The sequence below is a fragment of the Akkermansiaceae bacterium genome (genome assembly GCA_019634595.1).
In the GTDB taxonomy this organism is placed as follows: Bacteria; Verrucomicrobiota; Verrucomicrobiia; order Verrucomicrobiales; family Akkermansiaceae; genus Luteolibacter.
The window spans coordinates 371,926-396,683 of the sequence record JAHCBC010000004.1; the positions used below are offsets into that span (position 1 = coordinate 371,926).

The 24,758-nt window shown below is 61.9% G+C and carries 22 protein-coding genes and 1 tRNA gene; 9 read left to right on the top strand and 14 right to left on the bottom strand.

Annotation, left to right across the window (positions count from 1 at the left end):
* Positions 1 to 5 precede the first annotated feature (5 nt).
* The 6 genes from KF712_16750 to KF712_16775 all read right to left on the bottom strand — a co-directional run bounded on the left by KF712_16750 (position 6) and on the right by KF712_16775 (position 8,999).
* On the bottom strand, positions 6 to 1,220 hold the full coding sequence (locus tag KF712_16750) for a hypothetical protein (protein ID MBX3742637.1): 1,215 nt from the start codon (positions 1,218 to 1,220) through the stop codon (positions 6 to 8).
* Positions 1,217 to 4,609 carry a hypothetical protein gene (locus KF712_16755; protein MBX3742638.1) on the bottom strand — a complete coding sequence of 1,131 codons (3,393 nt, stop codon included), beginning with the start codon at positions 4,607 to 4,609 and terminating at the stop codon, positions 1,217 to 1,219. Before KF712_16755 ends, KF712_16750 begins: the two co-directional genes overlap by 4 nt.
* Complete coding sequence (locus KF712_16760; GenBank protein ID MBX3742639.1) at positions 4,606 to 5,274, bottom strand: DUF4194 domain-containing protein; 669 nt, start codon at positions 5,272 to 5,274, stop codon at positions 4,606 to 4,608. The genes KF712_16755 and KF712_16760 overlap by 4 nt, the downstream gene beginning before the upstream one ends.
* A complete protein-coding gene (locus tag KF712_16765; protein MBX3742640.1) occupies positions 5,271 to 6,710 on the bottom strand; it encodes a hypothetical protein in 1,440 nt (479 codons plus the stop codon). The genes KF712_16760 and KF712_16765 overlap by 4 nt, the downstream gene beginning before the upstream one ends.
* Positions 6,711 to 6,823: 113 nt before the next feature.
* Positions 6,824 to 7,543, bottom strand: a complete 720-nt coding sequence (locus KF712_16770; GenBank protein ID MBX3742641.1) for a hypothetical protein — start codon at positions 7,541 to 7,543, stop codon at positions 6,824 to 6,826.
* A 172-nt stretch (positions 7,544 to 7,715) separates the two neighbouring features.
* The gene (locus KF712_16775; protein MBX3742642.1) at positions 7,716 to 8,999 is read right to left on the bottom strand and encodes an argininosuccinate synthase; all 1,284 of its coding nucleotides are present in this window, start codon (positions 8,997 to 8,999) and stop codon (positions 7,716 to 7,718) included.
* 234 nt (positions 9,000 to 9,233) lie between these two features.
* Between KF712_16775 and KF712_16780 the strand changes: the two genes are divergently transcribed.
* A complete protein-coding gene (locus tag KF712_16780) occupies positions 9,234 to 10,709 on the top strand; it encodes a protein kinase (GenBank protein MBX3742643.1) in 1,476 nt (491 codons plus the stop codon).
* Between the two features lie 7 nt (positions 10,710 to 10,716).
* Here KF712_16780 and KF712_16785 read toward each other — a convergent pair whose 3' ends face one another.
* Together KF712_16785 and KF712_16790 are read right to left on the bottom strand one after the other, a co-directional pair.
* Positions 10,717 to 11,892, bottom strand: a complete 1,176-nt coding sequence (locus KF712_16785) for a cysteine desulfurase (GenBank protein ID MBX3742644.1) — start codon at positions 11,890 to 11,892, stop codon at positions 10,717 to 10,719.
* A 30-nt stretch (positions 11,893 to 11,922) separates the two neighbouring features.
* On the bottom strand, positions 11,923 to 12,858 hold the full coding sequence (locus KF712_16790) for a hypothetical protein (GenBank protein ID MBX3742645.1): 936 nt from the start codon (positions 12,856 to 12,858) through the stop codon (positions 11,923 to 11,925).
* A 141-nt stretch (positions 12,859 to 12,999) separates the two neighbouring features.
* Here KF712_16790 and KF712_16795 point away from each other — a divergent pair, with 141 nt between their 5' ends.
* The 7 genes from KF712_16795 (at position 13,000) to KF712_16825 (ending at position 19,934) form a co-directional block, all read left to right on the top strand.
* Positions 13,000 to 13,200 (top strand): type II toxin-antitoxin system VapB family antitoxin, encoded by a 201-nt coding sequence (locus KF712_16795; protein MBX3742646.1) that lies wholly within the window; start codon positions 13,000 to 13,002, stop codon positions 13,198 to 13,200.
* The gene (locus KF712_16800) at positions 13,197 to 13,598 is read left to right on the top strand and encodes a PIN domain-containing protein (GenBank protein MBX3742647.1); all 402 of its coding nucleotides are present in this window, start codon (positions 13,197 to 13,199) and stop codon (positions 13,596 to 13,598) included. Before KF712_16795 ends, KF712_16800 begins: the two co-directional genes overlap by 4 nt.
* Positions 13,599 to 13,783: 185 nt before the next feature.
* The gene (locus KF712_16805; protein ID MBX3742648.1) at positions 13,784 to 14,794 is read left to right on the top strand and encodes a M20/M25/M40 family metallo-hydrolase; all 1,011 of its coding nucleotides are present in this window, start codon (positions 13,784 to 13,786) and stop codon (positions 14,792 to 14,794) included.
* 69 nt (positions 14,795 to 14,863) lie between these two features.
* Entirely contained in the window at positions 14,864 to 15,784 is a 921-nt protein-coding gene (locus KF712_16810) for a hypothetical protein (protein ID MBX3742649.1), read from the top strand.
* Positions 15,785 to 15,845: 61 nt separating this feature from the next.
* Positions 15,846 to 16,940, top strand: a complete 1,095-nt coding sequence (locus KF712_16815; GenBank protein MBX3742650.1) for a hypothetical protein — start codon at positions 15,846 to 15,848, stop codon at positions 16,938 to 16,940.
* 136 nt (positions 16,941 to 17,076) lie between these two features.
* The gene (locus KF712_16820; GenBank protein ID MBX3742651.1) at positions 17,077 to 19,665 is read left to right on the top strand and encodes a c-type cytochrome; all 2,589 of its coding nucleotides are present in this window, start codon (positions 17,077 to 17,079) and stop codon (positions 19,663 to 19,665) included.
* A gap of 193 nt (positions 19,666 to 19,858) precedes the next feature.
* Positions 19,859 to 19,934 (top strand) — tRNA-Ile (locus KF712_16825).
* A 143-nt stretch (positions 19,935 to 20,077) separates the two neighbouring features.
* Here the strand turns inward: KF712_16825 and trmD are convergent.
* The 5 genes from trmD to KF712_16850 all read right to left on the bottom strand — a co-directional run bounded on the left by trmD (position 20,078) and on the right by KF712_16850 (position 23,273).
* Positions 20,078 to 20,746: a tRNA (guanosine(37)-N1)-methyltransferase TrmD gene (gene trmD / locus KF712_16830; protein ID MBX3742652.1), complete on the bottom strand. Its 669-nt coding sequence runs from the start codon at positions 20,744 to 20,746 to the stop codon at positions 20,078 to 20,080.
* Positions 20,747 to 20,758: 12 nt separating this feature from the next.
* Positions 20,759 to 22,174 carry an HlyC/CorC family transporter gene (locus tag KF712_16835; protein ID MBX3742653.1) on the bottom strand — a complete coding sequence of 472 codons (1,416 nt, stop codon included), beginning with the start codon at positions 22,172 to 22,174 and terminating at the stop codon, positions 20,759 to 20,761.
* 12 nt (positions 22,175 to 22,186) lie between these two features.
* Positions 22,187 to 22,447 (bottom strand): zinc ribbon domain-containing protein, encoded by a 261-nt coding sequence (locus tag KF712_16840; GenBank protein MBX3742654.1) that lies wholly within the window; start codon positions 22,445 to 22,447, stop codon positions 22,187 to 22,189.
* 62 nt (positions 22,448 to 22,509) lie between these two features.
* On the bottom strand, positions 22,510 to 22,779 hold the full coding sequence (gene rpsN, locus KF712_16845) for a 30S ribosomal protein S14 (protein ID MBX3742655.1): 270 nt from the start codon (positions 22,777 to 22,779) through the stop codon (positions 22,510 to 22,512).
* A gap of 107 nt (positions 22,780 to 22,886) precedes the next feature.
* Entirely contained in the window at positions 22,887 to 23,273 is a 387-nt protein-coding gene (locus KF712_16850) for an ApaG domain (GenBank protein ID MBX3742656.1), read from the bottom strand.
* A 180-nt stretch (positions 23,274 to 23,453) separates the two neighbouring features.
* Between KF712_16850 and thiD the strand changes: the two genes are divergently transcribed.
* Positions 23,454 to 24,254: a bifunctional hydroxymethylpyrimidine kinase/phosphomethylpyrimidine kinase gene (thiD, locus tag KF712_16855; GenBank protein MBX3742657.1), complete on the top strand. Its 801-nt coding sequence runs from the start codon at positions 23,454 to 23,456 to the stop codon at positions 24,252 to 24,254.
* Positions 24,255 to 24,298: 44 nt separating this feature from the next.
* Here the strand turns inward: thiD and KF712_16860 are convergent, their stop codons facing one another.
* On the bottom strand, positions 24,299 to 24,568 hold the full coding sequence (locus KF712_16860; protein MBX3742658.1) for a hypothetical protein: 270 nt from the start codon (positions 24,566 to 24,568) through the stop codon (positions 24,299 to 24,301).
* Positions 24,569 to 24,758 lie beyond the last annotated feature (190 nt).

The window sequence follows — 24,758 nt, forward strand, 5'->3', positions numbered from 1 at the left end:
CGTGGTCAATCACGGCAGATCGCCCGGATTTCATCCAGGACCGCTTGCATCGGCAGTGACTCCTGCTCGAACTCCCCTTTCACGCCCGCGGCAAGCATGCTCCGGAGGTCGGCGAGACTCTCCTGTGGAAGGTGCGTTGAGGTAAGCAGGCGGACGATGACCTTCCGCTCGCCATCCGTCAGCGGTTGGCTGTCCCTGTCGTCCCTGAACCGCATCATCAACGGCCTGAACGTCCGGCCGGTTCTCTCACAGAGATCATGCAGGATAGCGAAGCCCGCCGGATCACTGTCGCCGAAGTGATGGAACTCCACCTCATCAGGCAGCCGTTGGAGCAGGAGCCGGGTTGCAGCTCCGGGAAAGCTGGTATGGATCAGCAGCACGCCGGTCTTCGCCGCAGCGAGTTCATGGAACACGCATTCATTCTCCACCGTCACGCAGGTTCGCGTCCGGCACCGGATGGATGATGCGGCCTCAAGATCGATGGCGGATAGCGCGCAGGGTGCGGCCAGCAGACCAACGTCGATCTTACCATCCGCGAACTCCAGTTCCAGTGGTCCGTGGACCCACGCGGAACGGGGTGCATCCACGATGCCGAAGTCAGCGAGGGAAGTCTTCTCTCCCGAAGTGATCGCCTCCAAAGAAGTTTCCAGCTTCGCACGCCAACGGCCCAGTTGCTTCGAGTCGCCGGTGATCCGCGAGCTGGCACGCTGGAGCAGAGATTCTTCCCGCCAGTTCAGGACAGCCGCAAGGGTGTCGAGGAATCGCACATTCCCCGCAGGATCATCCCGCTTGAACGGTGAGAGGGCATCTCCTGCGGAAGCGCATGCGGCCAGCCCGCCACACCACGACAGCCAGCCATCCTGATAAATGTCCGGAACGGTGGCTTCCGAAGCCTCACGGAAAAACTCCGCCAATCGGTCGCGCTCATCCGATGGAGAGGAGCACCCGGTCACTTCGAACAACCATTTCTCTCCCCCATCAAGTTTCAGCTTCAGGAATTTCTCATGACGCAGCCGGTCCCTCTCGATGACCAGCATCCCACCCGATCGCCTTTCCGCAGTGTGGAGGTCATTCACGGCGATCTCCCGTTCATCCCCATCATGCACTCCCGCAAGACGGAGGAACTTCTCCCAGTCGATCGTGTAGTCCCTCTTCCCTCCCCGCTTCGCAGCAGAGGAACGGAGGTAGATTTCCGCGAACGCCCTGAGAGTGTGGTTCATGTTTCCGTGCCCTGCTGGTCGCTGTCCGAGATCCACTTCCTCCCTTCCGGGGAGTCCCGATAAAGGATCACCGGCACGTTACGCACGCCGATCCGCGAGCCCCGCCGCTCGTCCTTCCGGGAGATGACGATCAGCTCGTCACACTGGCTGAACGCGTAGGGGATGTTGCCGCTCGACATGGAGAACATGCCCTGCAGATCCAGCTCGCTCATGGCCTCGATGCAGTTCTGGATGCGCTCGCCGGAGAGTTTGGAGAAGGCCTCGTCGATGGGCACCAGCGCCAGCGATGGGTCTTTCCGCCTGCTCTCATGGCGGTTGTAGGCGTGGAGGTAGCTGGCGAGGATGGCCACGAAATACGGACTCTGGTTCTCACCACCGCTCATCTTGCCGCCCTGCTTGTCCACATCGATGGGCGGACGCTCGGGATCGCGGATGTCGGAGACGAACAGCTTGTAGTCGAAATACTGGCGGTAGTCGAGAAGCCGCGCCGCTTCCGGGCTGTTCGCGCTCTGGACCAGCAGGCGGAGGAAATTCTGGAGCGCGTCCTGCAGCTCGCCGCCCATCTGGGAGAAGAACAGCTCGTCCTCATGGTGGACCGCGTTCATGTCGATGAGGTCGCGGTAGATCTTGTACTCCGGATTCGGCCTGCGCTCGATCCGGTAGCGGTCATGCCCGATGGGCCGCTTGAGCTGGCTGTTGAGCATGGCAATGATATTCTCCACGTTCTTCAGCGCCTGCTGCATGCGGCTCAGCACCTGGGTGCGGAACAGCGTTTCCCAGCGCTTCCTTTCGGTGCCGGATTTCTTCTCGTATTCCGGGATATTGGCATCCTGGATCTGGGCGAGCCGGGCTTCGTAGGGAGCTGTGTCGCTGCCATCCTCCGGCAGGTCATCGAACTTCGGCGAGAAGGTCTTCTTGAACTCCAGCATCGCGACTTTCAGATCGCCTACGGTCGCGGTGGTCTTCACCTCCGCGGCTGCAGCTGCTTTCCGGAACTCGTTCGCGAGGACATCCGGCGCTGGCGTGTAGTCGGAGGCTTCCTTCTTCCACGTAGTGTAACGATCAAGGTGGCGGTGGATATCCACAGACAGCTTGACCCGGGCGAAGTCATCCTCACGGCGGGCGGCGGTTTCCTCCAGTTGCTTGAGTAGCTTCTCCGTGTCCTGGATCTCGCGGATCCGCCCCTTTTTCAGGATGGCGGTGTTCTCCGCGTGGTAGCCTTTTACCTGCTCCGCCAGCTCCTCGATCTCCTCATGGATGCGGTCGAACTCATCGGTCGCGATCGCCTGGATCTGCGACATCAGCTCGTCATGTTCCTCCTGCTTCTTCGGCAGGTCTTCCACGCGGATCAGTTCACGGATGACATCCTCATGTTCCGGCACGGCGGCGGACCGCTCACGGATGAGGCGTTCCACCTCATTTTCCAACGGCTCCAGCCTCCGCAGCGCGGCATCGATTTCCGCCACCCGGGCATTCTTGATCTCAAGCTGGCGGCGCAGGCCTTCCTTACCGATGAACGGGGTTCCGTTGTAGGGCACCGGACGGGCGAGCATGCCGTCACGTTTGTAAAGACCATCCGGAGTCACCGACGACGCGTGCTTGTCCAGTTGGGAAGCATGCGGAACACGGATCATCTCTCCGAACAGGGAATCGATGCAGGCGCGGGCGTCGTCATCCTCCGTGGACAACATCTCCGCGAGGGAGCCTTTCTTCACCGTCGTCTTCGACATCTTGCCGGCCGAAGCGCTGATGAGTCGCTGCATGCCCCCGACCGCAAGATCGGAAGCCGGGAGCTGGGCCAGGATCGCCGCTGCCTGTTCATAGTGCCCGCCGGAAACAAGCACGGCGAATTTCTCGTCAAACACGACTTCGGCGGCAGCCCGCCATGACTCATCAGTCACCTCGCAGATCTCCCGCAGGGCGCGGGGCGGTGCCTCCCCCGGCAGCAGGGGGAGCTGTGCTTTCAACGCTGAAAGCAGCGGCTGCGGTCCCGGCGAAACGCCGCGCTGCAACAGGTCGATCTGTGCCTTCAGTTCCGCCTTCTCGTTCCGCAGGACACGCAGTTCCTCACGCTCCGGCTCGAACCGTGAGCGGATGCCCTTCACGGTTTCATTCGCGGCTTCCGCCAGCAACGACAACGACGACGCGGTCTGTTCCCGCTCGCAGTCCTCCAGGAACCGGATGGCGCTTCCGAGACGGGTGGTGTCCACGAAAGGATGCAGCGGTGCCTTCGCTACCTGCTCCATCCACGACTTCGCGGACTTGATGCGCTTGCCCAGGCCGTTGCCGAGGCGGCTGGCGATGTCCCGGAGCTTTTCTATCTCCTGCTCCAGCTTGCCGATGTCATCGGACAGTTTCTTGTAGAGGCGTCCGTCGGAGGATTCGTTGAGAAGCGTGGACAAGGACTCACGGCGGCGGTTGCCGGCCTCGATCGACTCCGCCAGTTCCTCCAGCCGTGCCTCATCCTTTTCGTTCGCCTTTCTGAGATCCCCCAGACGGCGTGATGCCTGCTCCATCTCGGTCGAAGCGTGGAGGTGGGCGAACTCCGCCGCGAGATAGGTGGCCACCGCCTGATCCCGCTCCGCCTCGCGCAGGGTGGTTGAAAGGTCGCGGATGCGCACCAACCGGTCGAGCTGCGCCTTCAGCGACGCCAGTTCCCTTTCATAGGACTGGAAGTCGCGGAAAGAGGAAACCACATCCTCCACCGGCACGGCCTCCGCCGGCAGCACGAACTGGCGGCAGAAATCATCGAAGCTCTTGAGGTTGGTGAAGGACATCGCGCTGGGTAGCAGGCGCTGGAGCACGTCCTTGTTGAAGTTGAGGTGCTGCGGGTTCGACATGTCCCGCAGGTATTCGCGCGGGGAGGAGAACAGACGTCCGCCCTTTGAGTCGATCATCCGCTTGAACGCACCCAGCGCGCTCGGCCTCGGCTTGCCATCCTCCGCCTCCGTCAGGAAGTCGGACTTCTCCAGCGCCGCCTCGCAGAAGAACGGCGTGGTGGTGCCGTCGTTCTCGGCGGCGGAGCGGAACTCGAACCGGAGGCCCCAGGTCTCGACCCTCTTGACATCCGGCCAGGTGAACTCCGCGGCGATGTAGGTGGTGATGCCCTTGTCGTGGAAATACTGCGGCTGTCCGTTCTCCTCGCGCTTCGTGTCGAGCAGGCAGTAGCTCTTGATCGTCCGGTCGCTCTTGTTGCCGGTGGCGGAACGGTTGAAGTGGTGGTGCGCTCTCTCCGGCCCCACCAGGACCAGCATCAGCAGATCCATGAGGATGGACTTGCCGGAACCGGTCACACCGGCCAGCACGAGATTCCCACGCACGGGCAGAGAGTCCCGGTAGCCATACCAGTTCAGCGCGTGCAGTTTTGTCAGTCGGATGGCCCGGCTCATGAAAGTTCCTCCTCTTCCTGGAATGCGGCTTCTTCACCCTCCTCGTCCGCGGGATCACTGCGGAAGTGGGCGGCGGTTTCCTGCCATGCGGCCAGCTCGCGGAATGGAAGGACGCGGCGGATGGCGGGCAGCACCTCGATCCCGGTATCCTCGAACGCTTCCGCGGCGGTCAGCTTGATCAGGTTCAGCCGCGCGGCCTGGCGCAGGATTTCCCGCAGCCTTCCTTTCGGAATCTGTCCGGTGACGTCCGGCAGCAACTGGTCGCGCAGCAGGTCGCCGAGTTCCGCGACGGAAAGGAATGCCTGGTCAGCGCCCTCGTCACGCCACCTGACGTCGCCCGCATACCACAGGGCGAGCCACACCAGCGTCGCATCCTGCGTCAACCGCAGCCGAAGGGATGCCACCTTTGGCACCGCCTGGATGAGGCGTTCCTCATGGTGCACCGCGACATCCAGGCCATTGAGCGAGGCGATTTCCTTCACCCAGTCATCATGCTGGCGCGCCCAGTGGTAGAGAGCGGTGCGGGACGCCTCCAGGCCGTTGATCGAACCTCCGGCGAGCAGTTCCTGGAGGACTTCGGCAAGCCGCTCGCGGTCGCTCTCCGAGAGCGATAGCAAGGTCGGAGCCGCGTCGATGGCGAAAGCGTTCGGTTCTTCGGCGCTCATTTCTTGATGATGGCGAAATGTTCTACCCTCACCCCGTGGAGCTCATCGGTGGGAGGGCTGGAAAATTCATCGGTGACACGGCTGACCTCCAGCCGGTAGCGGGCCTCCGGGGCCTCGGCATGGAGCAGCAGCGCGACAAGGTCCGGTGCCTTCAGCTCGTCCCCCAGGTCCAGATCGTTGCTTTCGATCCGTTCGCCCTTGCCGCCGGGCAGTGCCTGGATGAAGCGGTTCGCCCTCGCGACGGAAAGCGACTCGCGGATTGTCCTCTGCATGTCGTGCAGGCCGGACTCACGGTCGGTGTCCGACACGGCATCCTCAAATGCGTCCTGCTCCAGCGGGGGCCGGCGGTTCGGAGGAGAGTAAAGTGAATCCAAACCGGCGGGCAGCTTCACGGCTGGCAGCAACAGGTCCGGCAGATCCGGCAAGGAAGCGTTCACCCGCTGGAGTTTCTTTCCCGCCATGAGGCGGTTCGCGACCTCGAAGAGGCTCTTGATCTCGGTGCGCCGCTCACCGGTCACATCCTGCAGGTAGCGGAAACGTGCGAGCGACCGGCGGGTGAAATCCGCCGTGCGACGGTCGATTTCATCCGCCATCGGCAACACGCGCTCCAGCATCCCGATCAGCTCCTCCAGCTCTCCGGCGACCTTTGCCCGCGCGCTTTCAGCCGTGAGTCTGGGATCCCGTTTCAGGACCTCGATCTGCATGTCCGCCAGCGACGGCGGATCATCCCCCAGCCTCTCCGCGATCCGTCGCACCGTGTCCGGCAAACGCGTGGGCAGACGCGCCCTGACGAGCGCCGCATAGCAGGAACGGGAAATCTGTTCCGAATAGTCATCGAAAACGACGCCGAGGTTTCCGCGCAGCGTCTCTTCCTCAAGCTGCTTGCGGGTGAAACGCTGGACGGACTTCTGCATCGAGCGAAGTTCGTTCAGTCCCTCGCGCACGCTGGAAAGGCAGTTCTCGATGGTCTGCCATGGCCGCTCCGCCAGCTCCACCTCGTCCGCCAGCATCGCGCAAACGCCGGTCAGCTTGTCGGTGAACACCGCCGCATCCGGCCAAGCCACTTTCCGCAGGGCGGTCAGGATGGTGGCACCGTGGGCGTCGAAGTGGATCTTCCGCCGCCAGTCACGCCGCGGTGGTTCCTCCAGCCAATGGCATTTCAGAAGATACTCAAGCAACGCACGCGCCTTCTCCCGCAGATCGGCCGGCATCTCGCCCTCTTCGTCCTCAAACTCGATGTTGGGATGGCGTTCCAGCGTTTCCACGATCAACGCCACCGCTTCCTCCCGGCCGATGCCGTCCGAACGGTCCGAGGTCTCCACCTCCAGGGCGTCCAGCACATCCACGTAGAACGGCGCGTTTTTCCCCGCCAGCACCCGGAAAAATCCAGCCCCCCGCGTTTCGCGGAAAAGGGCGGTGGAAAGGTGTTCGGGCATGGCGGGTCAACGGGGGGCGGCATTCAACGGGATTTCCCGGGCCGTGACAACCAGAGGTTGGCGGGAAATCACATCCACTCAAGCAATCGCCGAAGCTCCGGATTCTCCAGAAACTACCTTTTCAAGATTATCTCCAATAAATCGGGACCCGCATCAGCCAGAACCACATCGAACGGAAACAAACCCTCCGTGTTGATAAAACAGTTCCGCGGCTCCGCATCCACCGCGACGAGATTGAAATCCGGCTGGTAGAACGCCGCTCGGACCGCCCTCCTTGTCACATCCCTCCAACCTTTCCTGACGAAGAATTCCATGATCTCGGATTCGGATGCCTTCCTGCCGTGGTACTGAGGTTGGGTGATTCCAACGGAAAGTGCCCCGTCCGCCCATCTGATCAGTGAAGACAACCTCACATCATCTCCAAACACCTGGTTCGAGTAAGCCCATCGCAGGAGGTATTTGGAGAGCGAACTCCCTACCAATTCAATTTGACGCTGCGTTTCGATCAGCCTGCCTGAGGGCAACGGAAGCCCCTGTCTTTCAACGAGCGTCGGATACAATCCGAACGCAGGTGGCCGCGTGATCTTCGAGACTCTCGAATCAACCGTATCAAGCTCGACGACATGCTCCGTACCAAGAAAGATTCCGCTCTGGGAGATCAGTTCCTGGAAGGTGTAATCCGGCCGCTCGAGGATGCCGAGCGAGTCAGCGATAGCACAGATCTGTTCGGTATGGCTTTCTTCCCAGCCTCCGGACCGAGGTTCATCGCCTCCACCGTCGCTTTCACAAAGGTTGGATAATCGCTCTTGGAACGTTTCGAGGAAATCCCCCATGTTTCGCTTTTTGGCGGTGCCTTCCTGTTCTCGTTGTCGGCGGCCATGGGTGGATCATAATCTCCACATCATTCCCGGTCAACTCCACCTTCGACACTGATCTGGCATGCCGTCGTGATGAAAAAAGGCACCACCCTCGCGGATGGCGCCTTTTTGAAATCAAACGATCAACTCACTTCGCCTGGCGCGCGCTGGCCTTGAGGCGCAGGGCGTTGAGGGCGATGAAGCCGGTGGCGTCGTCCTGGTTGTAGGCCGCTTCCTGACCGCCTTCCATGGTGGCGACGGCTTCGGAGTAGAGGCTGTGCGGGGACTTCCGGCCGGCGTTCATGACGTTGCCCTTGTAGAGCTTCACACGCACCTCGCCGGAGACGGTCTGCTGGGTGTAGGTGACCAAGGCCTGGATCGCCTCGCGCTCCGGTGCGAACCAAAAGCCGTTATAGACGAGCTGGGCGTACTTCGGAATGAGGGAGTCACGGATGTGCATCGCCTCACGGTCCACGACGAGGGTCTCGAGGTCGCGGTGGGCGGCGAGCAGGATGGTGCCGCCGGGGGTTTCATAGATGCCCCGGGACTTCATGCCGACGAAGCGGTTCTCGACGATGTCCACGCGGCCGACGCCGTGCTTGCCCCCAAGGAAGTTGAGCACGCGCATGATGCCATACGGGGTCAGGAGGGTGTAGCCGTCCTTTTCGCCCAGCACCTTGAAGTCGCCCAGGTTGGAGATGATCTCCGCGAGGCCGTCCGCCTGGAGGCCGATGGCGTTACCCTTGTCGAAGAGGATCTGGACATACTCCGCCTTGTCAGGAGCGTCTTCCGGAGAGGTGGAGAGAACATACATCTCACGGTCAGCGGCGGTGGTGCCGTCATACCATGGATCCTCGAGCATCCCCGCCTCGAACGAGATGTGGAGGAGGTTCCGGTCCATCGAGTAAGGCTTCTTCATGGAGGCCTTGATCGGGATGTTGTTCGCCTCGGCATAGGCGATCATCTCGGCACGGCCCGGGAACTCCTTGCGGAAGGAGGCGTCGCGCCATGGGGCGATGCACTTGATCTGCGGGGCCAGTGAAGCGGCGGAAAGCTCGAAGCGGACCTGGTCGTTGCCCTTTCCGGTGGCACCGTGGGCGATGGCGTCCGCACCTTCCGCGATGGCGACGTCCAGCATGCCCTTTGTGATGCACGGGCGGGCGATGGAGGTGCCCAGCAGGTAGCGGCCCTCATAGATCGCGTTCGCCTGGATCATCGGGAAAATGTAGTCGGCGGCGAACTCCTCCTTCAGGTCGCCGAGGAAATATTTCGACGCGCCGGTGCTGAGCGCCTTCTCCTCCAGGCCGTCCAGTTCATCCGCCTGGCCGACATCCGCACAATAAGCGATGATCTCAGCGGAGTACTTTTCCTTGAGCCACTTGAGCAGGACGGAGGTATCGAGACCACCGGAGTAGGCGACGAGAATTTTCATGAGGCGGGGAGGCAAGCATGATACCGGGTGCCGGGCAAGCGGGAAGCGGTGGTGGTTTTTACAAGATGAATGGTTGAAATTTCCCCCACGCTTCCTAACCTTGGGGAACGATGGCAACCGCCACGGAAACCCACATTGAAACCCGGAAATCCCCGACGCGAAAGACGCGGGGGCCATTTCCCCGTGAACGCGGCCTCCGGTGGAGAGCGGCTTGAGCGGATGTCTTCCTGATTCATGCAAGAACGCTACCAAATCCGCGGAAAACTCGGCCAAGGAGGTCTCGGTTCGGTCTATCGGGGCTATGACACCCGGATGAACCGGGAAGTCGCCATCAAGAGAATTTCGGCTGACGGAGATCCCGGATTACAGAAGGAGGCCACCCAGCAGCTCCAGAAAGAAGCCGGTTCCCTGGCCTCCCTCCAGCATCCCAACATTGTCACCGTGTATGATGTGGATCAGGATGCGGACGGCCCCTATGTGGTGATGGAACTCATCACCGGCAAGACACTGGATGAGCTGGTCGAGGGCGCCCCCCTCACCTTCGAGGATTTCAAGGAACTGGCGAAGCAGACGCAGGAAGGCCTGATCGCCGCGCAGGAACTGGAGCTGGTCCACCGGGACATCAAGCCGGGCAACCTGATGCTCAACTGGCTGCCTTCCGGAAAGTTCCAGGTGAAGATCGTGGACTTCGGCCTGGCGAAGCTGATGCCCGCCCCCACCCGCCAGGAGATCGACCAAAACGACTCCGTGATGGGGTCCATCTTCTTCATGGCACCGGAGCAGTTCGAGCGCGCGCCGCTGGACCGCCGGGTGGACATGTATGCGATGGGGTGTGTGTATTATCACGCGCTGACCGGCGAGTATCCTTTCAACGGGGAAAGCGGCCTGGATGTGATGACCGCCCACCTCCACCACACGGTGGTGCCTCTTTCGGAACTCCGGCCCGACCTTCCCATCTGGCTGTGCGACTGGGTGATGTGGCAGATGAACCGCCTGCCGGATGACCGTCCGCAGGACGCCCGCCGTTCCCTGCACGTCTTCCTCCAGAATGAGAGCGCCCCTCCGCCTCCTCCGCCGAAGGAAAAGCCACCAGGCCCACAGGCTCCGGGCGTGAAACGTCCGGGTGCCCCCGCCGCGAAACAGATCCCCACGGGGCCGGTCAAAAACAGCACACCCGTCGCCAAGACCCAGAGCGCGCCACGGACGCTGACGCCTCCGGAAGGTTTCAAGCCGAGCGTCCACACGTCTTCCGTTTTTGTCGGTGACAGCTTGGTTCCGGCACCGGACACCACCCTGCCGCCGCGGCCCACGACCTCCATGGTGGAGGTGAAGAAAGCCTCCGCCGCCCCAACGTCCCGCATGGCATCCCCTGCCAAGGTGACGCCCACCGCTCCTGCATCCCGGCCTGCCGCCACGCCTGCCAAGGTGACCCCGACCGCTCCCGCAGCCCGGCCTGCCGCCACCGCGGCAAAAGTCACACCGACCGCCCCAACGGTCCGCGGGGGTTCCGCCCCACAGGCCACCGCCGCCGCCCCTACTGTCCGCGCCGCTCCGACCGCCGCCGGCCCCGGCACCCGTCCGGCCGCCTACGTGCCGGTCCCCGCGAAGCCAAAGAAGCAGATGAAGCAGAGCGAGAAGACGGCCCTCTGGATCGCCGCGGGACTCATCGCCGCCTTCATCGCCTTCCTCATTTTCAAGTTCGGCGGGTGACCGCGCCTCAAGGCGTGTAGACCTGCACTGGCCCCACTCCCAGCCCTTGGACACGCCGGAGTTTCTCCACGGCCTTCTTGAGAGCTGTGGCAGCCGCCATCGCCTCCTCCATGGTATTGAGGAGGGAAAAACTGATGCGGAGACTGCTTTTCGCGAGTTCTTCGGGGATGCCCATCGCCAGTTGGACATGGGATGGCTTTTGCTTGCCGGTCATGCAGGCGGAACCGGCCGAACAGGCCACACCCGCGTCATCCAGCAGAATGAGCAACCCCGCCGCCTCGCAGCCATCGAAGGAAAGGTGACACGTGTTCGGCAGGCGATGCTCCCGCGTACCGTTGGGTGTCACGCCGTGGATCTCTTCCAGAACCTTTGCTTCGAAAGCATCGCGGATTTCTTCCACCCGCCCCAAAGTCCCGTCTTCCGCAGCCCGTTTCATCGCCACGGCGGCAGCTCCCATGCCCACGATCCCCGGGACATTCTCCGTTCCGCTGCGTCTGCCCGCTTCCTGTCCTCCACCGGACAGCAGGGGGGTGAATCTCAGGCCTTTCCTGATCCATAGCGCACCGACGCCCTTCGGACCGTGGAATTTGTGCGCGGAGATGGAAAGCATGTCCGCCCCCATGGCGGCCAATCCCGGCCCGGTCTTGCCAGCAGCCTGGATGGCATCCGAGTGGAATGGCACCCCTTTTTCCTTGGCCAACCGCACCAATCCGGCGAGCGGCTGGATCACGCCCGTTTCGTTGTTCGCCGCCATCACGGAGGCGAAAGCGGCACCATCCAGCAGCGCGGAAAATTTCTCCGGGATCACCCGGCCTCCGGCATCCACCGGTGCCAGCCTCACCTCACGAGCCAGCGTTTCAACGAATCTCAGCACCGCGCTGTGTTCGATGGCTGAAACAACCACCGCCCCCTCCCCGGTCAGCCGGTGCAGGGACCATAGTGCGGTGTTCACACTCTCCGTCCCACCGCCGGTGAAGACGATCTCCTCCGCATCCGCACCCAGCAGATCCGCCACCTGTCCACGGGCCAGATCAATGGCCTTCCGGGCCTGTTTCGCCCCTGCATACGCGCCGGATGGATTCGGGAAACCATCGCGCAGCCACGGCAGCATCGCGTCCAGCACCTCCGGCAGAAGTGGCGTCGTCGCGTTGGCGTCCAGATAGATCACCCCCGCAGCTTCCATCCACGGGCGATCTTTTCAAGCCAAGCCCGCTCAGAATTTTCCGTAGGTCCGCAACTCCTGCAGCAGGCCCTCGACCGCCCTCACCATCACATCCCCCCACACGGCGGCATGCCGCAGCCATTCCCGCCCGAAGCCCTTGAAGCTCTCCCATGGTGCGGCGGATGCCACACACATCAGCCCCACCAGCACCAGCAGGTTTCCGAAAAAAATCACCACCAGGGAAAGGAACGTGCCGTTCTCCTTCAGGTCCGGCTGGTCGCGCGGGATCATCCACAGGGTCCAGACGATGTGGAAGGTCCATGTCAGCCCCATCACCCCATAAAAGGAGAGATCCCATGGCCGCGTCAGGTCGAAGAACAGCCGCAGCAATACGAAAACAACCGCCGCCACCACCGACCACAGCGGCACGAAATACGGGGACAGCGCGATGACCAGGTTGGTTTTGTTCGTGGTGATGTAGCCGCCCGAGGTGCTCACGTGGAAGCCGGTGACCTTTCCCCGGAAAAGATAGACGAACGCCGCATGGGTCAGTTCATGTCCCAGCACGTAAAGGTAGAGGAAAAACGGCTGGAAAAGCCGCGACCAGAACCACCCGATCATGGAAACCACACCGAGCGCGAAGTAGAAGAACTCCGCGTTCCTCCAGAAATCATGCTCCATCGTCAGCGTGGAAAACTGCTGGAGAAAGGTCCAGGCCGTCACCCAGCACGGTGGCAGCAGGGCGATGGCAGCGATCCACCGCAACGTCCGCCTGGCCACGCCGGGTTGGAAATCCTCCTCCAGCGGCGCACTGCCGGCAATCGCCGCCCGAACGGATTTCATCCCCCGCCGCCCGCTGCGCTGGTTGGCATGCTCGTGGGCGCGCCGGTTCACGTCCTGCAGAGCCACCAGGAATGCCGGTCCCCTGCGTCGCTGGTTGGACCGGGACGCGGTGGAGGAGCGGGCTTTGGTGCGGGGCTTTGCCATGGACAACGGGGGCCACGAGATTATTTCGGACACCTTAACAAATCAAGCGGGATCATCCCCCCACCACAGGTTCCCGTATCCTTCCGGGAGTTTGCAGCGAGAATGTTTGTCACGCACAATAAATTGTGCAATATGTCGCACATGGCAACCAACATCCAGCTCGATGAGAAGCTGATCTCCGAGGCCCAGAAACTTGGCAAGCACCCCTCTAAACGGGCAACTATCGAAGATGCCCTGCGTGAATACGTGCAGCGGAGGAAGCAGTTGGAGATCCTTAACCTCTTCGGGCAGATCGATTACGACGAAAACCACGATTACAAAGCCGCAAGGGTCCGCAAATGAGGGTGATCGTCGACACTTCGGTTTGGTCACTGGCGCTTCGGCGCAAGGTTGTCATGGAGTCCGCCCATGTAGGCCTGCTCAAAGATCTCATCCAGGACGGGAGGGTCGTCCTGCTGGGGGCAATCCGCCAGGAACTTCTCTCCGGTATCCGGCATCCGGAGCAGTTTGAGCACTTGCGCTCCCAGCTGCGATCCTTCCCGGAAGCGCCGGTCGAAATCGAAGATCATGAAGCGGCGGCCGGTCACTTCAATGCCTGCATGGCTGCGGGGATCCAGGGAAGTTCCATCGACTACCTGATATGTGCCTACGCAACACGGCGGAACTTCCAGATCCTGACCACCGATCCGGATTTCAGACACTTCTCCAAACATATTCCCATTTCTTTGCTCGATCCGTGAACCACACGGAGACCGTTTGCGATCGCGCAAGGCAGCGGTCGCAGCGCCATGTGAAAACATACGGGTGAAGCTCTCACCCCGCCCTTGCCAGCCGCCTCTGAGTTGCTTGGAATGTTGCCGTGACCAAAGACGACAAGGATTTCCTCTTCACCCTTCTTTCCACCCCCAGCCCCACAGGATTCGAGATGCCGGGGCAGAGGGTCTGGGCCTCCTACATCCGGAAACACGCGGCCTCCGTGGAGTGCGACGCCTACGGCTCCACCTGGGCGACACTGCCAGGCAAATCAAAGAAGATCATCATGCTGGAGGCCCATGCCGATGAGATCGGCTACATGGTGAAACACATCGACGAGCGGGGTTTCCTGCGGATCGACCGCGTCGGAGGATCTGACGCGGCCACCGCACGGGGACGCCGCCTGAATATCCTGGGCGACAAGGGTCCGGTGCCCGCCATCATCGGCAACACCGCCATCCACCTCCGTCGTGATGACGCGGGCCATGAAAAAGCGCCTCTCGTCCATGACCTGTGGGTGGATGTGGGAGCGTGCAGCCCGCTGGAAGTCGCCGCGCTGGGCATCCGTCCCGGCCACCCGGCCGTCTATCAGGATGAGCCGATGCAGATGACGGAGAAGCGCTTGGTCAGCCGTGCACTGGATAACCGCATCGGCGGCTACATCATCGCCCAGGTGATGAAAAAGATCGCAGCCGGGAAGAAGAAGCCCGCCTTCACCCTGCTCTGCCTGAATGCCGTGCAGGAGGAGATCGGCGGTCATGGCGCAATGATGGCCAGCTACCGCCTGAAGCCGGACGCCTGCGTCTGCCTGGACGTGACCCACGCGACCGACACCCCGGGAATCGACCATACCAAACACGGCCACGTGAAGCTCGGTCACGGCCCATCCCTCACCCACGGCACCTCGAACCACCCGCATGTGGTGAAACGTCTGATCGAAACGGCGGAGTCGAAACACATCCCCGTCCAGCACGAGGCCAGCAGCCGCTTCACCGGCACGGACACGGACAAGATCTTCCATAGCCGCGAGGGCATCCCCAGCGCCCTCGTCTCCCTGCCGCTTCGCTGCATGCACTCCGTGGTGGAGACGGCGGACATGGAGGACATCGCCAACACCATTGCGTTGCTCACCGGCTTCGTTCTTTCCCTTTCGGAGAAAGATACCTTCCACCAAGCTCTCTGACCCCCCCTAAAAGAACCATACCCGGAGCCTTGCCACTCCCCACGCCGGTCGATAAAGAGATTAAAACCCATGAAATCTCAACTCTTCCGGCGATATCTGCTCTCGCTTCTGCCCCTTGCCTGCTCGCTTTCCGAGACCCGGGCGGCGCTTCTGCTCTACGAAGGCTTCGAAGGATACAGCACATCCGGCTTCCTCAACGGCCAGCTGGTCAGCAGCTCGACCATCGGTTTCTCGGGCACCTGGGGAGGGAACACGGCCTCCTTAAGCGCCGGCAACATCAACGCCAACAGCCTCAGTTTCAACAGTCTTCTACCCACCAGCGGCGGCTCTTACGTCAACACGGGTGGCACTGTCGTCCTCGGCTCCACGCTTGCCTTGGGGTCATCCCTCTCCGGCACCATCTGGATGAGCCACCTCATCCGCTTCAACGGAAACCACAGCACTTCGAGCAGCTCCGGCTTCGAAGTCCGCATCGGTGACACCGCTGGAGGGTCGGATGTCGTACGCTTCCGTACCTTCGCCGACACCCGCACCGGAACCAGCAACGTGATTGGCACCGATTACAACACCGGCAGCCTGACGGCCATCGGGGATTCCACCGATGCTCCACTCGCGACCAATACCACCTACATCATGATCAGTTCCTTTACCAACGTGGCGGGAACTTCGGGCAGCGGCACCGCCACAGTATGGGCGCTCACCTCGGCCCAGTTCCAGACCATGATGGAATCCCCCCTCGGTGCGGAGACCTATCTGACAGATGCCACAGCCGGGCAATATGCGGCAAAAGCCACCAACACCGACGCTGTCAAATCCACCGACCAGATCGAGTCGGGTGACTTCCTCCAGATCGTCAACGTTGGCAATAACATCCAGCTCGATGAAATCCGTCTGGGCACCACCCTCGCGGATGTCATCCCCGAACCCAGCTCCGCCCTGCTCGCCTTCTCCGGCATCGCCCTCCTCATCCGGCGATCCCGCAGATCCTGACAAGTCCGGCTGAAATCTTTCCCTCTCCTTCCGCTCTGCCAACCTCCCTGATCCATCCGGCGTGAAATCCATCTTCCTCTCCCTTCTCCTCACCACCTTCCTTCCCGCCGCCACCATCGAAACCGTCGCCGGAAACGGCAGGGAGGGCTATGATGGTGACGGTGCCTCCGCGAAAAGCGCGACGCTGAACCAGCCGTTCGGCGTCATCGTGGGCCCGGACAAGGACATCTGGTTCACAGACACGAACAACCACGTGATCCGCCGCATTTCCCACAAGGATGGAAAGATCAGCACGGTGGTGGGCACCGGGCAAAAGGGCTACACGGGAGATGGCGGCCCGGCGGACAAGGCAACGCTCAATGAACCTTATGAAGTCCGCTTCGACCGGGAGGGGAATCTCTTCTGGGTGGAGCGCCTGAACCACATCGTCCGGAAGATGGATGCGAAATCCGGGAAGGTCACCACCATCGCCGGCACCGGCAAGGCGGGCTTCTCCGGGGATGGCGGTCCCGCTGACAAGGCGCAGATGAACCAGCCGCACTCCATCCAGTTCGACAAGGACTTCGCGAACCTCCTGATCTGCGACATCTCCAACAACCGCATCCGCGCCGTGGACATGAAGACCGGCACCATCTCCACCTGGTGCGGCAACGGCAAAAAGGACGCCACTCCGGACGGGGCGAAGGTCGGTCCGGAGGTACCGCTCAAGGGACCGCGTGCCCTCGACATCGCCCCGAACGGTGATCTCTGGCTGGCCCTCCGCGAGGGTAACGCCGTCTACCGCATCGATGCGAACTCACTGCATCTGGAGCATGTCGCTGGCACCGGCAAGTCCGGTTTCACCGGCAACGGCGGCCCCGCGAAGGAAGCCACGCTTTCCGGACCGAAGGGCGTCGCCATTTCTCCGGATGGAAAGATGATCTATCTGGCGGACACGGAGTCACACACCGTCCGTGCCATCAACCTCAACAACTCCCCCGCCACGCTGGAACTCATCGCCGGAGACGGCAAGAAAGGCGACGGCCCGGACTCCCCGGACCCACTGAAGTGCCGCATGGCCCGGCTGCACGGCATCGGCATCGATCCCGCAAACGGCGATCTCTATATCGGCGACAGCGAGACGCACAAGGTGCGCGTGGTGAGATTCGGGAAGTGAGCCACCGGAGACCTTCAGTGGGTCTGCTTATCTTTCGGAAGCATTCTTCGATGTTCTTCCGTCGTCCGGTGCTTCCGCTGGAAGACATGATTGAACGGGCTGGTATCGGCGTCATATCCAACCCTTACGTTCCGCCATGCTTTCCCAGATCCCATGTTCCCCCAAGCTGGCCCTGCTGCCGCTCTGCGCCATCTTCTCCCCCATCTGTTCCGCACAGATCGGCGACGCGCAGGACAAGGTCGGCGAGATCCAGAAGTCATTGGTCCCGGCCGACCAGATCCCGCCCGCCCCGCCGCTCTCCCCACAGGATGCGCTGAAGTCGCTGAAGATCGCGCCGGGTTACCGGGTGGAGCTGGCCGCATCCGAGCCCCAGGTGCAGGAGCCGGTGGCGGTGGCGTTCACGCCGGATGGCCGCATGTGGGTGGCGGAAATGCGCGGCTACATGCCTGACGTGGACGGCAACGGTGAGGATCTGCCCACCGGTCGTGTCGTGGTCCTGACGGATGGCGATGGGGATGGTTTTTTCGAAGATTCCAGGGTGTTCGCGGACGGTCTGGTCATGCCCCGGGCCATCCTGCCGGTGGCGGACGGCATCCTGGTGGGTACCCCTCCCTTGCTGGAGTTCCTCCGTGATACGGATGGGGACGGCAAAGCTGACAAGCGCGAAACCGTGGCCGGTGACTATGGGGTGAAGGTCGATCCGAAACGCCCCCATCTGGCGAATCCGGAGCGCGCGCCCAACAGCCTGCTGTGGGGCCATGACAACTGGATCTACAGCTCCGCCTACACGCGGAAGTTCCGTTTCACCCCGGGCGGCCAGTGGAGGATGGAGCCCACCAGCTTCCGCGGCCAATGGGGTCTCACCCAGGATGCCTACGGAAGGCTCTACCACTGCTCGAACAGCGACCACGTGCGCGTGGATCTCATCCCTTCCCACTATCTTTCCAGAAACACGAACTATCCCGCCCTTTCCGGAACGAACGTGAATGCCGCCGCCGACCAATTCGTTTGGCCCGCCCGGGTGAATCCCGGCATCAACCGCGGCTACCGGCCTGAGATGCTGCGGAATGGCAGACTCAAGGAATTCACCGCCGCGGGTGGTAACTGGATCTATGATGGCGACCTGCTGCCCGACCTGAAGGGCAACTACTTCATCCCTGAACCGGCGGGAAATTTCGTCCGCCGCAGCACGATGTCCCATGCCAACGGTGCGGTCAGCGCCGCCAACGCCTATTCCTCCGACGAGTTCCTCACCTCCACCGACGAACGGTTCCGCCCGGTGAGCGTGACCACCGGCCCGGACGGCGCGCTTTACATCGCGGATTTCTACCGGGGCATCCTTCAGCACCGCATCTCCCTCACCAGCTATCTCCGCAACCAGATCCTGGACCGCCAGTTGGACAAACACCTCAATCTCGGACGCATCTATCGCATCGTCCCGGAAAGCCCGGCGTCCCCGATTCCGCGCCGCATCACCACTCCGGCGGGCGGCGAATGGTTGGCGCGGCTCTCCCATCCGAATCATTGGTGGCGGGAGGAAGCCCAACGCCATCTGGTGACACAGGGTGGGACGGATCAAATCCCCGCGCTGCGAAAACTGGCCGTTGACGGCACCATCATGGGCCGCGTCCACGCCCTCTGCACGCTTGAGGGACTGGGCGGCGGTGCACTGGATGCGGACACGCTTGCCCCAGCACTTGGCAGTGAGGATCCGGTCCTGCTGGTACATGCCATCCGGCTCTCGGAACCATTCATCAAGGAAGGCAAAGACACACGCCTGCTGCCACTGGTGGTGAAGGCAGCCACCGGAGGTCCTCCGGAAGCGATGCTTCAGGCGGTTCTTTCGTTGGGAGAACTCCGGAATCCGGAACTGGACCTGCAGCTCGCGGAAGCGGTCCGGAACCACCCGGAGAACAAGCACCTGCTGGATGCCTTCCTGAGCGGGTTGGAGAACAGGGAGTTCCAGTTCCTGGCCAAGCTCTCATCCCTCCCCGCTTGGCAGGAAGATCTGCCAGCCAGCCACCGCATGTTCACCCAACTCGCACGCGGGGTGATGGGGTCCCGCCAGCCGGAACACTGCGGCAAGGTCGCGGAACTTGCGGCGGAGGCCCTTCAGGGCGGACATACCAAACGGGCGGTGGCACTGTTGGACGGCCTGCTTCCCGTTTCCGGTTCATCCCGCAGGCCACTGGAATTGGCGGCGGAGCCTGCTGGCTGGAAGGCACTGATGGAACACCCTGCGACCAAGCCAAAAACCACCGCGCTCGCCAATGTCATCGTCTGGCCCGGGAAAGCGGGTGTCACCGCCGCCCTGAAGCCGGAACCGTTGACAACGGAGCAGCAGTCACGCTTCGAGGCGGGCAGGCAACTCTACGCTGCCGTCTGCGCCGCGTGCCACCAAACGAACGGCCGAGGTCTGGAAGGACTTGCCCCGCCGCTTCTCGATTCCGAATGGGTGCTGGGGCCAGCCGGCCGCCCCATCCGCATTGTCCTCCATGGTGTGCGCGGCCCCATCACGGTGCTGGGCAAGGTCCACACCGGCGACATGCCGCCCATGGGAGCGGCGCTGGACGATGTGCAGCTCGCCTCTCTCCTCACCTACCTCCGGCGGGAATGGGGGCACACCGCCACGCCTGTGGAACCGGAGGAAGTCACCACCGTGCGCAAGGCGACCGCCAACCATACCGATGCGTGGAGTCCCGAAGAGCTCATGAAGATCAAGTGAGAGTGGCAGTGGAACGCGGATTCCTGCCTGTCTGACTCTGTTGCTCCCTCAATATCGTTCGGCCTTACCAAATGGGCGCAGCGGAGTGCGCCCCTCCATCACCTTGACCGGAAGCGATCCTTCTGATTGGATCTCCACGTGATCTCCGATGCCCATCACCTCCTCCGAATATGATGCTCCGCGCATCATATCCGGGGGTGTAGCTCAGTGGTTAGAGCGGGTTCTTTATAAGGGCCGGGCCGAGGGTTCAAATCCCTCCACCCCTACCAGTTGATCAAAAGGCTGACTGCGTGTCTCCATGAATGCTTCGGTTGTCGAAGAGCCCGATTCCCTCTTTGCGCTGCTTTGCGTCTGTGCGGTGAATCTATCCTTCTTCGCCATTGCAGCCGGAGGACAGGAGTGTCCTCCCTCCTTACAGCAGATCCGGCCGGTTGGCTTTTGTGCGCTCCAGCGCCTTTTCCTTTTTCCACGCCAGGATGTTGCCATGGTGGCCGGAGATGAGGACATCCGGCACCCGCATGCCGCGGAACTCAATGGGCCGGGTGTAGGATGGTGCCTCCAGCAGATTCGGATCGGAAAAGGACTCCTCCACATGGGAGCGTTCATCCCCCAGCGCCCCGGGGAGCAGGCGGATCACCGCATCACACACCACGGCGGCGGCGATTGCTCCGTTGGTAAGCACGTAGTCACCGATGGAAAGCTCGACATCAACAAGGGCGTCGATCACCCGGTGATCCACCCCTTCGTAGTGGCCGCAAAGGATCAGCAGATGGGATGTCCTTGAAAGTTCCTGCGCCACAGCCTGCCTGAATGGCCTGCCCTGCGGCGTCATCAGCACCACCAGCGTGTCCTCACGTTTCAGCGCCTCCACCGCCGCGAACAGCGGCTCCGGCTTCAACAACATGCCCTGGCCACCGCCGCAAAGGGTGTCGTCCACCCGCTTGTGCTTGTCCACGGACCAGTCCCGCAGTTGATGCGCATGCACCTCCACCAGACCCGCCGCGCGGGCCCGCTGGATGATCGAGTCGCTCAGCGGTGCGAGAGCAACCTCGGGGAAAAGCGTGACGATATCGATCCGCATCCCCGGAGGAAATCAGGCGGCGGATGAATCTTCAACCGTAACGGAGGACTCCGCGCTCGGCTCCGGCAGCTTGCGGAAATGGACCTGTCCCACACGGCGTCCATCCGTGCTGGTGACTTTCGCCTCGTAGCCGAGCACCTCGACGGTTTCGCCCACTTCCGGGAACCGGCCGAGCTGCTGCGTCAGGTAGCCGCCCACCGTGGTGACTTCCCCACTCTCCAGATACAGCTCTTCGACGTAGCCCTCGAGGTCGTTGAGCGTCATCGAGCCTTCGACGATGAATTCGTCATCATTGATGCGGCTGAACTGGGAGCGGTCGTTGTCGAACTCGTCCTGGATCTCCCCGACGAGTTCTTCGATCACGTTGTCGAGGAAAACGATGCCGGCGGGCGTGCCGAACTCATCCACCACCAGCGCGAGGTGCGCGTGTTCCTTAAGGAAGAACTTTAGCAGCATGTCCAGCGGCATGGTGTCCGGGACGATCTTCAGGTCGCGCTTGATGCGGGTCAGGCTCGGATCCGGTTCACGCATCGCCTTGAACAGATCCTTGATGTGGATCAAGCCCACCGCCTGGTCGAGGTGCCCCTTCACCAGCGGGAAGCGCGTGTGCTTGCTCCGCATCGCAGTATCGAGCGCATCCGAGAACGGGGAATCCGCATCCAGGACAATGACCTTGTTCCGCGGCGTCATCACGTCACGCACCCAGAGTTCGTTCAGGCCGAGGGCATTGATGAGGATCTCGCGCTCGGTCTCGGTGACCTCCTGGGATTTCTCGCTCTGGGCGACCAGCAGGGCCAGCTCTTCCGCGGAGTGCGTGTGGTCCCCCTCACTGATTGGCTCGATGTTGAAGAGCTTTTTCAGCAGCCAGTTGGCGGTACCGTTCAGCACCAGGATGGCCCAGTGAGCGGTCTTGTAGAAAGCATGCAGCGGCGCTGCGAGGTTCATCGTCACACCGACCGAACGGCTGATGGCGATGGACTTCGGCATCAGTTCGCCGATGACCACGTGGAGGAACGTGAACGAGATGATGGCCAAGGCGAAGGAAATGCCTTTCACCCACCACACGGACATGCCCGTCTGCATCAGCAGCGGTGAAACCATCGCCGCGACGAACGGCTCACCGAGGAAACCGAGTGCCAGCGAGGCGATGGTGATGCCGAGCTGGTTGGCGGAAAGATAGCCGTCGAGGTTGTTGACCACCTTCAGGGCCGTCGCGGCCTTCACCGGATTGTCCTTCAGTTCGCCTTCGAGCTGGCTGGGGCGGACCTTCACGATCGCGAACTCGGACGCGACGAAGAACGCGTTCAGCAGCAGGAAGAAAACGATCCCCGCGATGTAGAGCATCGCCTTGCCCGTGGATGGGAACTCGGTGGCGGGTTCCGGCGCGACGCTGGCGAGGAACTGGAAATGGGAAATGAGGTCGATCATCGCATTACGAGGTCAGAGTTTCTCGTAAACGCCCTGATCGCGCTTCTGGAGGATCGTGAAGCCGGCCTTTTTGGCATCGGTCACCGACATAGGCTTCGAAACCACCGGTGAATTCACACGGGAAATCACCTTCTTGACCGGGTTCTTGCAGAGCGGGCAAACCTCCAACGGAGCCCGGTCCACCGGTCGTCTCAACTCAAAGCCTTTGGCGCAGATTCGGCACGAATGCTCGGGATCTTCGGAGGCTTCGGAGACGTATTCGTATATTGGCATAAAAGAGACGCGGAATGGGAAATTTCCATTCCGCGTCGGAAAATAGCGTATCCCGTGCCAGCTTACCAGCTCGACTTGGTCACACCGGGAATCATGCCTGCGGAGGCAAGTTCACGGAAAGTGATCCGGGAGAGACGGAAGCGGCGGAGGAAAGCGCGGCGGCGGCCGGTGATCTCACAACGGTTCACCAGGCGGGTCGGGCTCGCATTGCGAGGCAGCATCGACAGTCCGACATAATCCTTCTCCTTCTTGAGTTTCAAGCGGAGTTCAGCGTACTTCTTGACGGTTGCTGCTTTGCGCTCGTTGCGTGCGATCCAACTTTTCTTTGCCATAATTGAGAATTCGGGACGCGGGAAATATCCCTACCCCCCAGGCAGCGCAAGCCTAAAGTCGTCTTTTTCTTTGATTTCCCGCCGAGGCGACCGTGCCACCCCGGTTTTCAGACCCATCCGGGGACAACGAGTTGGAACTCCGGAATGCGCGTGAAAACCCACTCTCCGGTCGCCGTTTCGCCGAAGAAAGCTCCCGCCGCCTCCGCGTTCCCGGCCACGACGTGGTAGCTGTTGTAGGAGAAATGATCTCCCGGCTGGATGACCGGCTTCTGCCCGACCACGCCATCCCCCTCCACCACCACGACCTCACCGCTGCTCTCTTTCACCACCCATTTGCGTCCCTTGATAGTCACGGGAACCGGAGAATCATTATGGATTGATATGAAATAGACGAAGGGATGCGGCTTGTCCGTGGGCGCATCCAGACTGGGCATATAGACGACATCGTCCACCTTCACCCGTAGGCCTTCGAATTCGCGGATCGCACCTGCCATGGACGGATGCTTCCGCCCGGGCGGCACCCTGCCAAGCACGAATCGTGGCGGCGATCACCGGTCGCCGTCTATCTTTGCGGAGACGGCGACCAATGATCGCCGCCACATTGGAAACGCCATGACCTGCGCCCTCATTCTTTCATCATTGCCCGGCCTCCCGGCTCCGTTCTCAATCCGCGCATGCCCACGCCGCCTGTCGCCCTCACCATCGCCGGATCCGACTGTTCTTCCGGAGCGGGCATCCAGGCAGATCTGAAGACATTCCAGCACTTCCACGTCCACGGCCTCACCGCGGTGACCTGCATCGTCTCGGAAACGGCGAACATCGTCCGCGCCGTCCATCCTGTCCCGCTGGACATTGTGACCGACCAGGTGGAGCTGATGTTCGACGCCTTTCCCATCGCGGCGCTGAAGACCGGCATGCTGCTGTCCACGCCCTACATCGAGGCGATGACCCGCATTTTCAGCCAACGGACGCCCGCCGCGCTGGTGGTGGATCCCGTGATGATCGCCTCCACCGGCGACACCCTCCTCGATCCCACCGCCGTCACCGCCTACAAGGAACAGCTTTTCCCGTTGGCCCGCGTGATCACGCCCAACCTGCCGGAGGCTGAAACCCTGCTGGGTGAAAAGATCCCGGACGCCGCGTCCCTGGAACCCGCCGCGCGCAAACTGGCCATCCTCTACCGGACGAACGTCCTGCTGAAAGGCGGTCACCTCGATTCCCCGGACTGCCTCGACCTCCTGATTGAGAACGGGAAGGTCCATCGTTTCTCCACCCCGCGGCTCGACGTCCCCGGCTCCCATGGCACCGGCTGCACCCTTTCCGCCGCCATCGCCGCCCGCCTCGCCCTCGGGGATGACCTGCCCGCCGCCGTCGCCGCAGCGAAGGACTACCTCACGGAAACGCTCCGGTCTTCCTACCAATATGGCTCGCCTTCCGGTGAAATCGTCCATGCCCTGAACCAGGGAACCGTCTGAAGAGATACAGGTTTCAGGATGCAGTATCCGACATGCCCGGACGCTCACACGCCCATCATGGCAATGACGAGGAAGTGGTAGAGGAATCCGCAGGCTGCCAGAAGCAACAGCCCCATGATGATCTTTGTCGCAGGTGACCGGAATATCGCTGCCACGGCACCTGCCAGCACCCCGAGGATGAGGCCATCCTTGAAATACGGCCAAAAGCTCACCCCAGGTCCGATGTGGGAACGGGCGACGGACCAGACGAGAATGCCTCCGATCAGGCTGCACGCCAGCATGACCGGCAGAAACCTGACCGCCTCGGATTTCAAGACTCTGTCATGTGGGATCTCACTCATCTACTCTCCAGCGTTCCAGCGGCACGAAGCAGGACGGACCATAACATCCATATCACCGTGATCTTTCCAGACGAAAGATGCGGGTTGAATTCGCCCCATGGGAACCGCCAGGCTCGCATCCCTCACCCCATCTTGAATCTTGCATCCTGAATCCCGCATCCCA

Coding starts and splice junctions, on each gene's coding strand:
- KF712_16750 (MBX3742637.1), bottom strand. CDS start 1,220: ATGAACCACACTCTCAGGGCGTTCGCGGAAATCTACCTCCGTTCCTCT.
- KF712_16755 (MBX3742638.1), bottom strand. CDS start 4,609: ATGAGCCGGGCCATCCGACTGACAAAACTGCACGCGCTGAACTGGTAT.
- KF712_16760 (MBX3742639.1), bottom strand. CDS start 5,274: ATGAGCGCCGAAGAACCGAACGCTTTCGCCATCGACGCGGCTCCGACC.
- KF712_16765 (MBX3742640.1), bottom strand. CDS start 6,710: ATGCCCGAACACCTTTCCACCGCCCTTTTCCGCGAAACGCGGGGGGCT.
- KF712_16770 (MBX3742641.1), bottom strand. CDS start 7,543: ATGGGGGATTTCCTCGAAACGTTCCAAGAGCGATTATCCAACCTTTGT.
- KF712_16775 (MBX3742642.1), bottom strand. CDS start 8,999: ATGAAAATTCTCGTCGCCTACTCCGGTGGTCTCGATACCTCCGTCCTG.
- KF712_16780 (MBX3742643.1), top strand. CDS start 9,234: ATGCAAGAACGCTACCAAATCCGCGGAAAACTCGGCCAAGGAGGTCTC.
- KF712_16785 (MBX3742644.1), bottom strand. CDS start 11,892: ATGGAAGCTGCGGGGGTGATCTATCTGGACGCCAACGCGACGACGCCA.
- KF712_16790 (MBX3742645.1), bottom strand. CDS start 12,858: ATGGCAAAGCCCCGCACCAAAGCCCGCTCCTCCACCGCGTCCCGGTCC.
- KF712_16795 (MBX3742646.1), top strand. CDS start 13,000: ATGGCAACCAACATCCAGCTCGATGAGAAGCTGATCTCCGAGGCCCAG.
- KF712_16800 (MBX3742647.1), top strand. CDS start 13,197: ATGAGGGTGATCGTCGACACTTCGGTTTGGTCACTGGCGCTTCGGCGC.
- KF712_16805 (MBX3742648.1), top strand. CDS start 13,784: ATGCCGGGGCAGAGGGTCTGGGCCTCCTACATCCGGAAACACGCGGCC.
- KF712_16810 (MBX3742649.1), top strand. CDS start 14,864: ATGAAATCTCAACTCTTCCGGCGATATCTGCTCTCGCTTCTGCCCCTT.
- KF712_16820 (MBX3742651.1), top strand. CDS start 17,077: ATGCTTTCCCAGATCCCATGTTCCCCCAAGCTGGCCCTGCTGCCGCTC.
- trmD (MBX3742652.1), bottom strand. CDS start 20,746: ATGCGGATCGATATCGTCACGCTTTTCCCCGAGGTTGCTCTCGCACCG.
- KF712_16835 (MBX3742653.1), bottom strand. CDS start 22,174: ATGATCGACCTCATTTCCCATTTCCAGTTCCTCGCCAGCGTCGCGCCG.
- KF712_16840 (MBX3742654.1), bottom strand. CDS start 22,447: ATGCCAATATACGAATACGTCTCCGAAGCCTCCGAAGATCCCGAGCAT.
- rpsN (MBX3742655.1), bottom strand. CDS start 22,779: ATGGCAAAGAAAAGTTGGATCGCACGCAACGAGCGCAAAGCAGCAACC.
- KF712_16850 (MBX3742656.1), bottom strand. CDS start 23,273: ATGGCAGGTGCGATCCGCGAATTCGAAGGCCTACGGGTGAAGGTGGAC.
- thiD (MBX3742657.1), top strand. CDS start 23,454: ATGCCCACGCCGCCTGTCGCCCTCACCATCGCCGGATCCGACTGTTCT.